This is a genomic window from Micromonospora sp. NPDC048894, from assembly GCF_040649765.1.
Taxonomy (GTDB): domain Bacteria; phylum Actinomycetota; class Actinomycetes; order Mycobacteriales; family Micromonosporaceae; genus Micromonospora; species Micromonospora antibiotica.
The window spans coordinates 721,447-735,539 of record NZ_JBEZFY010000001.1 but is presented as its reverse complement, the minus strand read 5'-3'; the positions used below and the strand labels follow the sequence as shown (position 1 = coordinate 735,539).

The window sequence follows — 14,093 nt, the reverse complement described above, 5'->3', positions numbered from 1 at the left end:
GACCCGCCCTCGTCGGAGGGGTTCCGTTACGGCCGCAGAGCCTGCGCGGCCGGGGTCCAGGTCGACTCGTTGCTGACGTCGGCGACCCTGATCCCCTGGGCGATCTTCTTCAGCTCGGCCACCGGCAGCTTGTTGCCCAGCCCCATCCCGCTGACCTGGAGCACGACCGAGCCGTTGGCGTTCCAGATGTTGCAGAAGCCGCCGCCTGCGGCGTCGCCGCCCGGGACCGGCCGGTCCGAGCCGGGGTAGCACTTCGTCACGCCCGGCTCCGGGGACTGGTTCGAGCTGCTGCCCGGCGTGACGAAGATGTGGAAGCCGTCCTTGATGCCGTTCTCGGTCGCGTCGTACGGCGCGCTCAGGCCCGAGGTGGGCGCGGCCGGCCGGGTGTACGTCGCGCCACCGAAGTCACCGGCGCGGGCCGCGGCGATGCCGCTGAGGCCGGGCATGGCGTGCGTGCCGGACTGCAACGGGCGGTAGCCGGCCGGCACGTAGCCGACGGTGAACGGCACCGTGGCCGGCTTCGGCCGGCTGGGCTTCAGACCGCCGACCAGGCCGCCGAGGTCCTGGAAGCTGGGCGAGGCGACGGAACCGGAGATCGACGTCACCGCCGCCCAGGCGTCGGGCGCGTACTCCCAGGCGAGCAACTTGTTGCCCTCGTCGACCGGCTTGCTCGGGTCGAGGCCGACCGGCAGGGTCGCCTGCACGGCCTTGTGCCCGGCCACGGTGACCTTCCGGCCGTTCTTGATCCCGGCCGGGTCGAAGACGCCCGGCCGGTAGACGGTCAGGTACGCCCACAGGCTGGGCTTGCCCCCGGTGGCCCGCTTCTTCTGCTCGATCTCATCGCCGCGCGCCTCGATCTCGTCGGCCGTGACCGGCTTGTCGTTCGAGATGTGGCCGTCGGAGTAGACCGAGGCGATCTGGTAACCGACCGACGCGACGATCGGGTCCTGCACGTGCAGCGGGCCCGCGTCGTACCCCTTGAAGGTGAAGGTGAACGGCGGGGCGTCGGCCCAGCGGGCCTCGGCCGGGCCGGCGGCCGCCACACCCACCGGGGGCGGTGCGGCAGTGGTGCGCTGCCCGGCGCCCAGGGTCGGCAGGGTGAACGCACCGGCGACCGCGACCACGACGAGACCGGCCACCCCGGCCGACGCGAACCCGGCCCGGCGACGCCGCTGCGCCCGCCGCCCGGCCGCGACGATGTCGTCGGCGGTACGCGTCATCGGCGGCTCCTCCCCCGTCACGGCGTCCACCAGCTCATGCAACTGCATTGGTCCACTCCTCTGTCGGCTTCCCGGTGAGATTGATGCGTTCGGCGGCGAGTGACTCGCGCAGCTTCGCCAGACCACGGGAGACCTGACTCTTGGCCGTCCCCACCGTGCAGTCGAGGACGCCCGCCGTGTCCTCCAGGCTCAGACCCAGGTAGTGCCGCAGCACCACGGCGGCCCGCTGCCGGGCCGGCACCGCGTCGAGCGCCGCCCGCAGGCGCATCCGCTCGTCGGTCGCGTCGGCCGGGTCCCGCAGCGCGAGGTCCGGCATGGCGTCGCCGGCCGACCGCTCCCGCCGCCAGGGCCGCCGGGTCTCGTCGATCGCGGCGCGGTAGACCATCGTCTTGACGTACAGGTCCGGTCGGTCCAGCTTCCGCCACCGGGGGTAGAGCTTGACCAGGGCGTTGGCCACGGCATCCTCGGCCGCGTGCCAGTCGCCGCAGGTCATGTACGCCAGCTTGCGCAGCGACGCCATCTGCGACGTCACGAACTCGCGGAACGCTTGTTCGTCTTCGGCTTTCAAGTCGACTGCCTCCTCGTGACGGAGGTAGAACGGAGCCACCGGGCCGGGGAGTTGCACGTCCGGCGAAAGTAGTTGCCGAACCACTACGCGTAGCGAAGGCGGCCGCCCGCTACCCCGCAGGGCGGATCCCGGCGGGGTAGGGCCAGGCATACCGGAAACGCTACGGCCAGTGGGCTGGGTCGGCCGGTGTCGCCCTGACAGGGTTCGAGCATGACCTCGCCCGTACCTCTGCACCTGGCGACGGCGCTGCGCCGACGCGACTACCTGGTCTCCCCGTGGCCGTGGCGCGCGCTGGCGTACCTCGCCACCACCCTGCCGGTCGCCGGACCCCTGTCGATCGGCCTGCTCGTCGTCGGGGCACCCCTGCTGGCGGTGCTCAACGCGGCACGCCAGGACCGGACGGTGGAGCTGCCCATCATCGTGTTCCTCACCGTCGTCGCCCTGACGGTGCTGGCGTTGGCCCCGATCGTCAGCGTCGCGGTGGCCCCGGTCGAGCGGTGGCGGCTGCGTCTGGTCGACCCGCGCCCGCTGCACCGGCCCCGCTTCACCGATCTGGTCGCGCGCTACACCAGCGCCGGCGCCTGGCGGGAGGTCGGCTACACCTTCCTGCTCGGCGGCCTGGTGCCGCTGGCGTACTGGCTGCTGTTCCTGGTCGTGCTGCTCGACGGGACGCTGGTCGCCAGCCCTTGGCTGGTCGGCGACGCCGACTCGGTCACCGTGGTCTGGACCACGATCGACACCGCCCACCAGGCGATCCCGTACGCGGCCGTGGGCGTCGTGTGCGTCCCGGCGCTGGTGTACCTGGCCGGCCTGCTCGCCGCCGGCCAGGCGACGGTGGCCCGACGGCTGCTCGACGGGTCCGCCGAGACCACGGCGCTGCGGGAGGTCACCCGGTCCCGGGCCCGCCTGGTCGACGCGTACGAGGCCGAACGTCGCCGCATCGAACGGGACGTGCACGACGGCGCGCAGCCCCGCCTGACCAGCCTCACCCTCCAGCTCGGCCTGGCCCGGCTGGACGTGCCCGACGACTCCCCCGCGGCCCGGCCGTTGGCCGTCGCGCACGAGCAGGCCAAGGGGCTGATGGTCACCCTCCGGCAGATCGTGCAGGGCATCCGCCCGCAGCACCTCACCGAACTCGGCCTGGCCGGCGCAGTCCGGGAACTGGCCGGGGCGGCCACCATCCCGGTCGACGTCCACGCCGACCTCGGGCAGCCGCTGCCGGAGGTGGTCGAGACCACCGCCTACTTCGTGGTGTCCGAGTCCCTGGGCAACGTCGCCCGGCACGCCCGGGCCAGCCGGGCCGAGGTGCGGCTGACCCGGTCCGCCGGCAGTCTCGTGGTGGAGATCGGGGACGACGGGTGCGGCGACGCCGACCCGGCCCGGGGCAGCGGACTGACCGGGCTCGCCGACCGGGTCGCCGCCGTCGACGGCCGGCTGCTGCTGTCCAGCCCGCCCGGTGGTCCTACCCTGGTGCGGGTGGAGCTGCCGTGCCCCCGGTGACCCGGGTCGTGCTCGCCGAGGACGGGGTGCTCCTGCGGGAGGGTCTGGTCGGCCTGCTGAGCCGGTTCGACTTCACGGTGGTCGCCGCCGTCGGCTCCGCCCCGGAGCTGCTGGACGCGGTGGACGCGCACGAGCCGGATCTGGTGGTGACCGACATCCGGATGCCGCCGCAGCACCGCGACGACGGGCTACGGGCCGCCGTCACCGCCCGCACCCGGCACCCGCACCTCGCGGTGGTGGTGCTCAGCCAGCACGTGCAGGCCGAGTACGCCTCGGCGCTGCTCGACAGCGGTGACCGCCGCCGGGTCGGCTACCTGCTCAAGGACCGGGTCGCCGACGTCGCCGAGTTCGCCGCGACCCTGCGTCGGGTCACCGACGGCGGCACGGCCATCGACCCCGACGTGGTACGGCACCTGCTGCACCGCCCCCGCGACCCGCTCGCCGCCCTGTCGGCCCGGGAGCGGGAGGTGCTGGTGCTGCTGGCCGAGGGGCACTCCAACACTGCGATCGCGGCCCGGCTGCACGTCACCGAGGCCGCGATCGGCAAGCACGTCGGCAACATCCTGGCCAAGCTGGACCTGCCGCCCAGTGACGACACCAACCGTCGGGTACTCGCCGTCCTCACCTACCTGCGTACCGGCCCGGCCCGGTGACCACTGCGGGGTCGGGCGTCGCCGCCAGCGGGTCACCGACGGCCCCGGGCAGGTCCACCACCCGGGTCGCCCAGCGGGCCAGCAGGGCCGGGTCGTGGGTGATCAGCAGCACGCCGGCGGAGTGCCGGCGCTGGTAGTCGGTGACGACGGCGGCGACGTGGGCCTGGGTGGAGGCGTCGAGCATCGCGGTCGCCTCGTCGCAGAGCAGGTGGTCGGGCCGGTGCGCGAGGGCACGGGCCAGGCAGGCGCGTTGCAGCTGCCCGTCGCTGACCGCGTGCGGACGCCGGGTGAGCAGGTCGGGGGTGAGCCCGACCAGGTCGGCCAGTTCGGCGGTACGGGCGGTCGTCGCCGCGGTCGGGGTGCCGGTCGCCCGCAGCGGTTCGGCGATCAGGTCGGCCAGGCTCAGCCGGGGGTCGCTGGCGGCGCGGGGGCTCTGGAACAGGATCGCCACGCGGGTCCGCACGGCGGCCGGCACCCGGTGACGGACGCCCCCGACGGGCCGCCCGTCCAGGGTCACCCGACCGCTGTCCGGGGCGTGCAGGAGGGCCAGCACGCGGGCCAGGGTGGACTTGCCGCTGCCGGAGGGCCCGCGCAACCCGACCGTCTCGCCGGGGGCGATGTGCAGATCGACGCGGTCGAGGACGCGCTGCCGACCGAAGTGGACGGTGATCTGGTGCGCGGCGAGTCCGGTGGGGGCCACGGCCGTGGTGTCGGGTGGGCCCGTCGGGTCGTCGACGGTGGTCGTCATGCCGGTGCCTTCGAGGTGAGCGGGTGGTGGCAGGCGAGCCGCCCCCCGCCGTCGGCGGCGAGGCGGGGTGGGGTGTGGCAGGCGTCCGTGGCCCGGGGGCAGCGCGGGGCGAAGGCGCATCCGGCGGGCAGGTCGGTGAGCATCGGCGGATGGCCGGGCACCGGGGTGAACGCCCGGTCGGGCAGGGCGTCGAGCAGTCCGGCAGTGTAGGGGTGGGCGGGCCGGTCGAACAGGTCCGGGGTGGGGCGGTGTTCGACGATGCGGCTGGCGTACATCACGGCGACGGTGTCGGCGACGCGGCGGGCGGCGGCGAGGTCGTGGGTGATCAGCAGCACGGCGGCCCCGGTGTCGCAGCGGCGGCGCAGCAGGTCCAGGGTGTGGTCGACCAGCGGGCGGTCGAGGCCGGTGGTGGGTTCGTCGGCGAGCAGCAGCGGCGGGTCGGGGGCCAGCGCCAGGGCGGTGGCCAGCCGCTGGGCCATCCCGCCGGACAGTTCGTGGGGAAAGCGGTCGAGGTCGGTCGGGTGCAGGCCGACGTCGGCGGCGACCCGTTCGGCGGCGTCGGCGGCAGCCCGGCGGGGGTGGCCGTGGGCGCGCAGGGTCTCCGCCAGCAGCCGCCGGCCGGTGCGCACGGGGGTGAGGGCGGTGGCCGGGCTCTGCGGGACGAGACCGACGGCCCGACCCCGGACCTGCCGGGCGAGGTGGCGCTCCCCCACCGCGATCAGGTCGACCGGGTCACCCGCCGTCGGGTGCAGGCGGGCCCGCCCGGTGACGGTGGCGTTGCGGGGCAGCAGGCCGAGCAGGGCGTGCGCGAGGACGGACTTGCCGCAGCCCGACTCGCCGACCACGGCCAGCAGCTCGCCGGGGTGCAGGTCGAGACTCAGGTCGCTGACGGCGTGCACGACGGTGTCGCGGAGCCGGAAGCGGACGGTGAGCCCGTCGACCGCCAGCAGGGCGCGTCGGCGGCCGGTGCCGGCGGGGGCGGTCGTGGTCACAGCTGCAACTCCGCTCGTACCCGGGGGTCGAGGCGGTCCCGCCAGCGGCCGGTGAGCGCGGCGAGGGCGAGGGTGACGGTGACCAGGGCGAGACCGGGGACGATGCTGGCCCACCAGGCACCGGTGAGCAGGGACCGCTGACCGTCGTTGATCATGTTGCCGATGGAGGCGAGGTGCGGGGGCAGGCCCAGGCCGAGGAAGGACAGTGCTGTCTCGTGCCAGACGGCATGCGGGACCATCAGCGTGGTGGCCAACGCGAGGCGCGGGAGCACGTGCGGCAGCAGGTGCCGGGTGAGCACCCGGGCCCGGCCCGCCCCGCCGGAGACCGCCGCGTCGATGAACGGGCGGCTGCGCAGGCTGAGCAGTTCGGAGCGGACGATGCGGGCGGTGGACAGCCAGTGCGTCAACGCGATGGAGGCGACGACCGCGCCGAGGCTGGGGCGCAGCATCGCCACGATGAAGATGCCCAGCAGCAGGTGCGGCAGCGCGGCGATGGTGTCCACGACGCGCATCAGGGCCCGGTCGACCCGCCCGCCGACGGTGCCGGCGACCGCGCCGACGAGGCCGCCGATGACGGTGGCGACCAGGGCGGCGACCGCGCCGACGAGCAGCGAGACGCGTAGCCCGTAGAGGCTGCGCAACGCCACGTCACGGCCGAGGTCGTCGGTGCCGGCCAGGTGGTCGGGCGAGGGTGCGAGCCGGGTCCGGGCGAGGTCGACCGCGCTCTGGTCGAGCGGCCAGAGCAGAGGCGCGAGCAGGCAGGCGACGACCGCGGCGGTGAGCACACCGGCGGCCAGCACCACGCCGGGACGACCGCCCCGCAGCAGGGTCGACAGCCGACGCGACGGCCGTCGCCGGGCGGGCCTGGTGGCCGGTGCCGGGGCGGGCGTGGTGGCCGAGGGCGGGGCGGCCGAGGGCGGGGCGGGCGTGGTGGCCGGTGCCGGGGCGGGGGCGGGGTCAGTCATCGAGGCGTACCCGGGGGTCGGCGGCGGCGTAGCCGAGGTCGGTGGCCAGGTTCGCGGTCAGCACCACGACGGTGGTGGCCAGGGTGGTGGCGGCCAGCAGCGGGAAGTCCGCGCCCAGCGCGGCCTGCACGGTGACCGCGCCGAGGCCGGGCAGCGAGAACACGGTCTCCACCAGCACCGCGCCGCCGACGAGTTCGGGCAGGTGGGTGCCGACCAGGGTGAGGAAGGGCAGCAGCGCGGTCCGCAGCGCGTGGCCGAACAGGACGGTACGCCCGGGCAGCCCCCGAGCGCGGGCGGCCAGCACGTGGTCGTCGCGCAGGCTCTCGGCGACGGCGTCCCGGACGAACAGCACGAACCACGGGGCCTGGGAGATCGCCAGCACCGTCACCGGCAGCACCAGGTGCCGGGCCACGTCGGCCGGGTCGGTGCCGGTGGCGGTGAGGTCGGTGAGCCCACCGGCGGGCAGCCAGCCGAGGGTGAGGGCGAACAGGGCGATCGCGGCCAACCCGATCCAGAACACCGGCATCGACTGCACGGCGTACGCGACGGACCGCAGGGCCCGGTCGAACCAGCCACCGCGCCGGTACGCGGCGAGGGTGCCGAGCAGCACGCTGGCCACCAGGACGAGGGCGAGGGCGACACCGACGAGCAGCAGGGTCCAGCCGGCGCGGGCGGCCAGCACGGAGGTGACGGGTTCGTGCCGGCTGGTGGACCAGCCGAGGTCACCGCGTAGCAGGTTGCCCACCCAGCGGGCGTACTGCACCGGCAGCGGATCGTCGACACCCCAGTTGGCGCGCAACTGCGCGAGGTTCTCCTCGGTGGTGGTGAAGGCCGCCGCGCCCGCGTACTGCTGGGCGGGGTCGATCGGGGAGGCCGCGCCGAGGGCGAACATGCCCATGCTGGTCGCGGCGAGCACCGGTACGGCCACCAGCAGCCGGCGGCGGATCACCACCCCGGCCCCGGCCAGCCGCCGACGTCGCACCCGTGGCGGGCCGGTGGGTGGGGCCTTCGTCGTCACGGTGTCTTCGTCCAGGTGTGCACGTTCCACCAGATGCTGTTGGCGACGTCGTGCTCGTGCGGCTCGACCCGGGGCGTCACCCCGGTCACGGTGTCCCGCACCACGTAGGTGTGTTGCAGGTAGGTGAGGAACACCCACGGCACGTCGGCGGCGAGCTGCCGCTGGAAGGTGGCGTACGCGGCCCGACGGGCGGCCGGGTCGGCGCTGTCCCGGCCGGCCTGCAACGCGGCGTCGACGGTGGCGGACCGGTAGGAGCCGGGGTTGAAGAAACCCTGCCCGGCGAAGGCCGACCCGAACAGCTTGAACGAGACGAAATCCGGGTCGTACGGCGTGCCGTACCCCATGATCAGCGCGTCGGTCTTCATCCGGGGGGTGATCGCGTCCCAGGTGAGGCCCTGCGGGCTGACGGCGATGCCGATCTTCCTGGCGTCGGCGGTGACCGCGAGGGCGAGTTCCTTGCGCAGGCTGTCGGTGGCCGGGTACATCAGGGTGAACGCGGCCTTCCGGCCGGCCCTGGCCCGGATGCCGTCCGCGCCGGGCGTCCAGCCGGCGGCGTCCAGGATCGCGGTGGCGGCGGCCGGGTCGGCGGCGGGCCGGCCGGCGACCGACGCCTCGACGAACTCCGACGAGGGCGGCACCGGCCCGAACGCCGGTTCCCCCGCCCCGCCGAGCACCCCGGTCACCATGGCCTGCCGGTCGACCGCCGCGTTCAGCGCCCGACGGACCGCCAGGTCGCCCAGGACCGGGTTGCCCGTCGGAAGCATCACCCCCCGGTAGTCGGCGGTGGGGACCCGATGCACCCGGTGGCCGCCCAGCCCGTCGAACCCGACCGCGAGCTTCGGCGGCAGCTCGGCCGCGTCGAACTCCCCGGCCCGCATCCGTTGCGCGCGCACGTTGTCGTCGGCGACGAACGCCACCACCACGCCCGGGTTCGCCGGCTTGCCGCCCCAGTACCGGTCGTTGGCCGCCAGCACCAGCCGGTCCCCCGGCGTCCACGACGTCATCCGGTACGGGCCGGTGCCGATCGGCCTGCGGTTGAACTCCGCCTTGTTGACGTCCTGCCCCGCGAACGCCTTCGCCGGGACGACACCCAGCGCCAACCGTTGCAGGAACGGCGCGTACGCGTGTTTCAGGGTGAAGACCACGGTGGACGGGTCGGGAGCGGCGACGGAGGCGAGCATGTCCAGGTCCGAACGCAGCGTCGAGTCGACCTTGGGGTCCAGCACCGCCTGGTAGGTGAAGACCACGTCCTGGGCGGTGAGCGGGCTGCCGTCGTGGAAGAGCACCCCCTCGCGCAGGGTCGCCGTGACGGTCCGGCCGTCCGCCGACACCTGCGGCAACTCCCGCGCCAGGGCCGGCACGAGCTGGTTGCGGGCGTCCCGGGCGACCAGTCCGTCGAAGATCAGCGACGCGCCGTCGGGGCCGTAGTTGAGCACCGGGTTGAGGGTGTCCGGCTCGCCCGCGGTGGCCACCACCACGGTGCCGCCACCGCTCGTCCCGCCGGCCGACGGGACCGGGGACGAACAGCCGACGGCGGCGAGCAGCGCGACGCCGACCACCGCCGACACGCGTACGGACCGGGGCTTGACCATGACGTACTCCTGGGATTGTCCGGTGCGGGGCCGGCGGCTCGGGCGGTGCCGTGGGAGCGCCTGTCGGCTGCGGGCCGGTCGGCGGATCAGCGGGGCGGACAGCGAGGCGGGGCCCAGCGACAGCTCCCCGGATGCGGCGGTCGCTGGCGGGCGGGCACCCCGACGAGGTGCGGATCATCGCGCCGGGGTTGCCCACCACTGTTGCCACTATTCCGCAGTTGCACTGTATTGGCAATAAGAGCGGCACCGGCCAGGCCCGCCTGGTCGACGCCCCGCTCGCCCCGATCCGGATCGGGGCCTGGGCCCGGGCCCGGACGACACAGTCTTGACGAGGCTCATCTGATCGCCCAGAGTCGATGGAATAGGTGTCCACGGCCAGGGCTCACCGGGCGAGCCGCACTGGCCGGGACACAGCTCGGCCGAATTCGAGGGCATGGCGAGCCGTCGACGGCGATCGAGGGGAGGACCACCAACGACGACAAGATGAACGGAGAAGCGGCACATGTCAGGAATAAGCACACATTGGCGACGCGGGATCGGCAGGATGACCAGCATCCTGCTGGCGGCGGCGCTCGGCGCCGTTGCGCCGGGGGTGGCCCCGACGGCTGCGGGAGCACACCCGCCGGCCTCGACGCGCTACTCCTTCGAGAACGTGAAGATCGGCGGTACGGGTTTCGTCAGTGGGATCGTGTTCAGCCAGGCCCGGAAGAACCTGGCCTACGCGCGTACCGACGTGGGCGGCATGTACCGGTGGAACGGGGCGACCGGCACGTGGAAGCCGCTGCTGGACTGGGTGGACTGGGACCACTGGGGTTACATGGGGGTGGCGAGTGTCGCCGCCAGCCCGTCCGACGCCGACCGGGTCTGGGCGGCGGTCGGGATGTACACCAACGGCGTGGACCCGCACCACGGCGCGATCCTGCGCTCCCGGGACCGGGGTGACTCGTGGCAGGCCACCGAGCTGCCGTTCACCCTGGGTGGCAACATGAGCGGTCGCGGCATGGGCGAGCGGTTGGCCGTGGACCCGGCCAACGACAGGGTGCTCTACCTGGGTGCGCCGAGCGGCAACGGCCTCTGGCGCAGCACCGACGGCGGTGCCCGCTGGTCGCGGGTGACCAGCTTCCCCCACACCGGGGACAACCCGCAGACGACCGGCACCGCCGAGGACCCCGGGCTGGTCTGGGTGGCGTTCGACCGGAACACCGAACGGCACGGAACCACGACGAAGACCATCTACGTCGGGGTCGCCGACCCGGACGACCCGGTCTACCGCAGCACCGACGGCGGTGCGACCTGGAGCCCGCTGGCCGGGGCACCGACCGGCTACTTCCCGCACCGGGGCGTGGTCGACCCGGTCAACCACCTGCTCTACGTCACCACCGCCGACAACATCGGCCCGTTCGGCGGCGGCAAGGGCGACGTGTGGAGGTACGCGGCCACCCCGGGCACCTGGACGCAGATCAGTCCGGTCCCGTCGAGCAGCGGCGACAACTACTTCGGCTACTCCGGCCTGACCGTCGACCGCAGCGACCCGGACACGATCATGGTCGGTTCCCAGGTCTCCTGGTGGCCGGACGGCATCATCTGGCGCAGCACCGACGGCGGCGGCACCTGGTCGCGGATCTGGGACTGGGACGCCTGGCCGAACCGCAAGCTGCGTTACACCATCGACAGCAGCCCGAACCCGTGGATGACGATGGGCAGGCAGGACGACCCACCGCTCTACGCCCCCAACATCGGCCAGGTGATCTCCGCGCTGGAGATCGACCCGTTCGACTCCGACCGCCTGCTGTTCAACGGCGGCCCCGGCATCGCCGGCACCACGGACCTGACCGCCTGGGACTCCGGTGACACCTTCACCATCACCCCGATGGTGGACGGCCTGGAGGAGGGGGCGGTGCAGGGCCTGGTCAAGCCGCCCGGTGGCCCGCTGGTCAGCGCGATGGGCGACGTGGGTGGCTTCCGCCACGACGACCTCGACGCCGCCCCAAAGACGATCTTCACCAACCCGATCTTCTCCACCACCCGCAGCGTCGACTTCGCCGAGCGCAACCCCCGGGTGATCGTGCGGGCCGGTGACTTCAACGACGCCGACCGCCCCGGCGACAGTCACGCGGCGTTCTCCACCGACGGCGGTGCGACCTGGTTCCAGGGCACCGAGCCGAACGGCGTCAACTCCGGCGGCAGCATCGCCGCCTCGGCCGACGGCAGCCGGTTCGTCTGGGCCCCGGGCGACTCGGGCCAACCGGTCGTCCACTCGGTCGGGTTCGGCACCTCGTGGACACCGTCCGTGGGAGTTCCGGCCAACGCCATGGTCATCGCCGACCGGGTGAACCCGCTGAAGTTCTACGCCTACTCCAACGGCACGGTGCACGTCAGCACCGACGGCGGGGCCAGCTTCACCGCCTCGGCGGCCACCGGCCTCCCCACGACCAACTGGGGGGTACGCCTCAAGGCGGTACCCGGACACGAGGGTGAGATCTGGGTCGCCGGTGGCGCGTCCTGGACCTCGTACGGGCTGTGGCGGTCGACCGACTCCGGTGCCTCGTTCCAGCGGGTGTCGACAGTGGACACCGCCGACAACGTGGGCTTCGGCAAGGCGGCACCGGGGCGGTCCTACCCGGCGCTCTACGTCGCCGCCAAGGTACGCGGCCAGCAGGGCGTCTTCCGCTCCGACGACGCCGGCCGCAGCTGGGTGCGGATCAATGACGACCGGCACCAGTACGGCGGTCTCCCCGAGTCACTCACCGGCGATCCTGACGTCTACGGTCGGGTCTACCTGAGCGGCTACGGGCGGGGCATCGTCTACGGCGACCCGGCACGTCGGTGAGACCTGCCGGGGCCCGGCATGTTCCGGGGCCCGGCAGGTTCCGGTGGGTTTGACGGCACGAGGGCCCGGAGCCGGTCGGCTCCGGGCCCTCGGTGCTGCCTGCGGTCAGGAGATGGCGCAGGTGATGTTGCCGGGCGGCGGGGTGCCGTTGCCGGTGGCGGTGAAGCCGAAGGTGGTCGAGCCGTTGGGCGCGAGCGCACCGTTGTAGGCGGCGTTGCGGACGGTGACGTTGCCGGTGGTGCCGGTGTTGACGCCGTTCCAGACGCTGCTGATCGCCTGGCCACTGCCCAGGCTCAGGCCCACGGCCCAGCCGGTGATCGCGCCGGAGCTGGTGTTGGCCACGGTGACCTCACCCTGGAAACCGCCGGGCCAGTTGTTGATCGCCTTGTAGGTGGCGGTGCAGCCGCCGGGCCCGCTGGTGGGCGGCGGGGTGGTGGGCGGAGGCGTGGTCGGCGGGGCGGTGGTGGGCGGCGGGGTCGTCGGCGGAGCGGTGGTCGGCGGGGGCGTGGTCGGCGGCGTGGTGGACTGGAACTGGCTGAAGAAGCGCCAGATCTCGCCCGAGGTCCAGGTCCGCGAGTCGTTGGGGCTGCCCGAGCCGTCGACCGGGCTGGGGGTGTGGTCCCCGTCGAACGCGGCCCACTGCACCGGGAAGCCGGAGCGGCAGCCCGAGTAGACGGTGGTGATGTGGGTGAAGGTGTTGAGGCCCGGCTCGCGGGGGCTCTGCGCGGTGCAGCCGTTGTTCCGGACGAACGTGTCCCGCAGCGACCGGCCCATCGAGATGTTCAGCACGCTGTCGTGGGTGCCGTGGATGCCGAAGTACGGCACCGGCTGGGTGCCACCGTTGCAGCCGCTCAGCTGGGCGCCGGAGAGCACGGCGACCGCGCGGACGACGGTGGGCCGGGCGCAGGCCACCGCGTAGCTCATCGCCCCGCCGTAGCTCCAGCCCAGCACGAACCGCTGGGTGGTGTCGACGCACAGGTCGTTCTCGACCTGCCGGGTGATGTCGTCGAAGAGGGTCAGGTCCCGACCGTTGGTGTTGGCCCACCCTGCGTCGATGCCCTGCGGGGCGACGAAGATGGTGCTGTTGTTCGACAGCGGCAGCAGGCCGTAGTAGCCGGCGGAGGACACGTTCTGCGCCGAACCGTTCAACCAGTGGAAGCCGACGACCAGCCGGTACTGGCGGTTGCGGTCGTACCCGTCCGGGATCCGCAGGATGTAGCTGCGGTTCTGGCCACTGCTGGTGATGGTGCGCGTGCCGTTGCTCAGCGTGGGCGCCTTGCCGCAGCCCGCGGTCGCCGCGAGGGTGCCGTTCGTCGCGGCCTCCGCCGTGGCGGGCAGCCCGCCGTTGAGCGCGCCGCCGACGGTCGCCGCGAGGAGAACGGCCACGGCGGCGATGGTCGGAAGTAGATGTCTGTGTCTCACCATTGCTTGGCTCCTTGCCATGGGTCTTTGTCCCGGTGGTGGTACGCGACGTCGAACGGGCGGGCGTCGGCCGGCCCGACGGGGACAGCACGATGCGCACGGAGGACGACTCGGACCCGTCGGTTCGCCGTCGGCGAGTCGACTCGGGTGGGCGGACGCGCCCGTTCGGCGCGGGCGGCACGACGGCTCGGTGGGGCGGCCCGGACTGTTCACCGACCGGCAGGGGGCGCGGGAGGGGTGCCCTCGCGCACCGCCGCCGAGTGACGGGGATGACTGGGAACGTGCCCTTCGCTCCCGGCCGAAAGATAGCAGGTTATCGATAACATGCTCAACCGGTCACGTCCCGGGGCGGTCGGCGCGGATCCGCCGACACACCACGACCGGGCCCACCGCCGGCGGACGCCCGACCCGCCGCAGCCGGGGTCCGGCGCGCGGCGGCAGGTCGGACCCGGCCCGCACGACCGCGCCGTTTTCCCTGGCCAGGAACCCCTTCCGCAGGTCGGGGCGACGCTCCGGAACGGGTCGGGGACGACGCGCGCGGCGTCGACCGCTGTAGCCCCGCACGGGGTTCACCGAGCCCGACGG

At 73.7% G+C, this 14,093-nt stretch carries 11 protein-coding genes; 3 read left to right on the top strand and 8 right to left on the bottom strand.

Features of this window, described 5'->3' with window-relative positions:
• Nucleotides 1-26: 26 nt before the first annotated feature.
• Together AB0C22_RS03480 and AB0C22_RS03475 are read right to left on the bottom strand one after the other, a co-directional pair.
• A complete protein-coding gene (locus tag AB0C22_RS03480; protein WP_219466347.1) occupies nt 27-1,268 on the bottom strand; it encodes a hypothetical protein in 1,242 nt (413 codons plus the stop codon).
• Nucleotides 1,255-1,788 carry a SigE family RNA polymerase sigma factor gene (locus AB0C22_RS03475; protein ID WP_208565688.1) on the bottom strand — a complete coding sequence of 178 codons (534 nt, stop codon included), beginning with the start codon at nt 1,786-1,788 and terminating at the stop codon, nt 1,255-1,257. The genes AB0C22_RS03480 and AB0C22_RS03475 overlap by 14 nt, the downstream gene beginning before the upstream one ends.
• Nucleotides 1,789-1,998: 210 nt before the next feature.
• Between AB0C22_RS03475 and AB0C22_RS03470 the strand changes: the two genes are divergently transcribed.
• Both AB0C22_RS03470 and AB0C22_RS03465 read left to right on the top strand, forming a co-directional pair.
• Nucleotides 1,999-3,288 carry a sensor histidine kinase gene (locus AB0C22_RS03470; RefSeq protein ID WP_219466339.1) on the top strand — a complete coding sequence of 430 codons (1,290 nt, stop codon included), beginning with the start codon at nt 1,999-2,001 and terminating at the stop codon, nt 3,286-3,288.
• Complete coding sequence (locus AB0C22_RS03465) at nt 3,276-3,941, top strand: response regulator transcription factor (protein WP_219466336.1); 666 nt, start codon at nt 3,276-3,278, stop codon at nt 3,939-3,941. The genes AB0C22_RS03470 and AB0C22_RS03465 overlap by 13 nt, the downstream gene beginning before the upstream one ends.
• Here the strand turns inward: AB0C22_RS03465 and AB0C22_RS03460 are convergent.
• From AB0C22_RS03460 to AB0C22_RS03440, 5 genes are read right to left on the bottom strand one after another with little or no spacing between them, the layout of a single operon-like run.
• A complete protein-coding gene (locus tag AB0C22_RS03460) occupies nt 3,910-4,689 on the bottom strand; it encodes a dipeptide/oligopeptide/nickel ABC transporter ATP-binding protein (RefSeq protein ID WP_219466333.1) in 780 nt (259 codons plus the stop codon). The genes AB0C22_RS03465 and AB0C22_RS03460 overlap by 32 nt on opposite strands.
• Nucleotides 4,686-5,681: an ABC transporter ATP-binding protein gene (locus AB0C22_RS03455; protein ID WP_219466330.1), complete on the bottom strand. Its 996-nt coding sequence runs from the start codon at nt 5,679-5,681 to the stop codon at nt 4,686-4,688. Before AB0C22_RS03455 ends, AB0C22_RS03460 begins: the two co-directional genes overlap by 4 nt.
• Complete coding sequence (locus AB0C22_RS03450; RefSeq protein ID WP_255597849.1) at nt 5,678-6,646, bottom strand: ABC transporter permease; 969 nt, start codon at nt 6,644-6,646, stop codon at nt 5,678-5,680. Before AB0C22_RS03450 ends, AB0C22_RS03455 begins: the two co-directional genes overlap by 4 nt.
• On the bottom strand, nt 6,639-7,664 hold the full coding sequence (locus AB0C22_RS03445) for an ABC transporter permease (protein ID WP_308290994.1): 1,026 nt from the start codon (nt 7,662-7,664) through the stop codon (nt 6,639-6,641). Before AB0C22_RS03445 ends, AB0C22_RS03450 begins: the two co-directional genes overlap by 8 nt.
• Nucleotides 7,661-9,256, bottom strand: coding sequence for an ABC transporter substrate-binding protein (locus tag AB0C22_RS03440; RefSeq protein WP_219466328.1), 1,596 nt, complete (start codon nt 9,254-9,256; stop codon nt 7,661-7,663). The genes AB0C22_RS03445 and AB0C22_RS03440 overlap by 4 nt, the downstream gene beginning before the upstream one ends.
• A gap of 544 nt (nt 9,257-9,800) precedes the next feature.
• Here AB0C22_RS03440 and AB0C22_RS03435 point away from each other — a divergent pair.
• Nucleotides 9,801-12,086 (top strand): xyloglucanase, encoded by a 2,286-nt coding sequence (locus tag AB0C22_RS03435; protein WP_357533225.1) that lies wholly within the window; start codon nt 9,801-9,803, stop codon nt 12,084-12,086.
• A 105-nt stretch (nt 12,087-12,191) separates the two neighbouring features.
• On the opposite strand, the gene AB0C22_RS03430 is transcribed toward AB0C22_RS03435, so the two are convergent.
• On the bottom strand, nt 12,192-13,529 hold the full coding sequence (locus AB0C22_RS03430; RefSeq protein ID WP_357533223.1) for a cellulose binding domain-containing protein: 1,338 nt from the start codon (nt 13,527-13,529) through the stop codon (nt 12,192-12,194).
• Between the last annotated feature and the right edge of the window lie 564 nt (nt 13,530-14,093).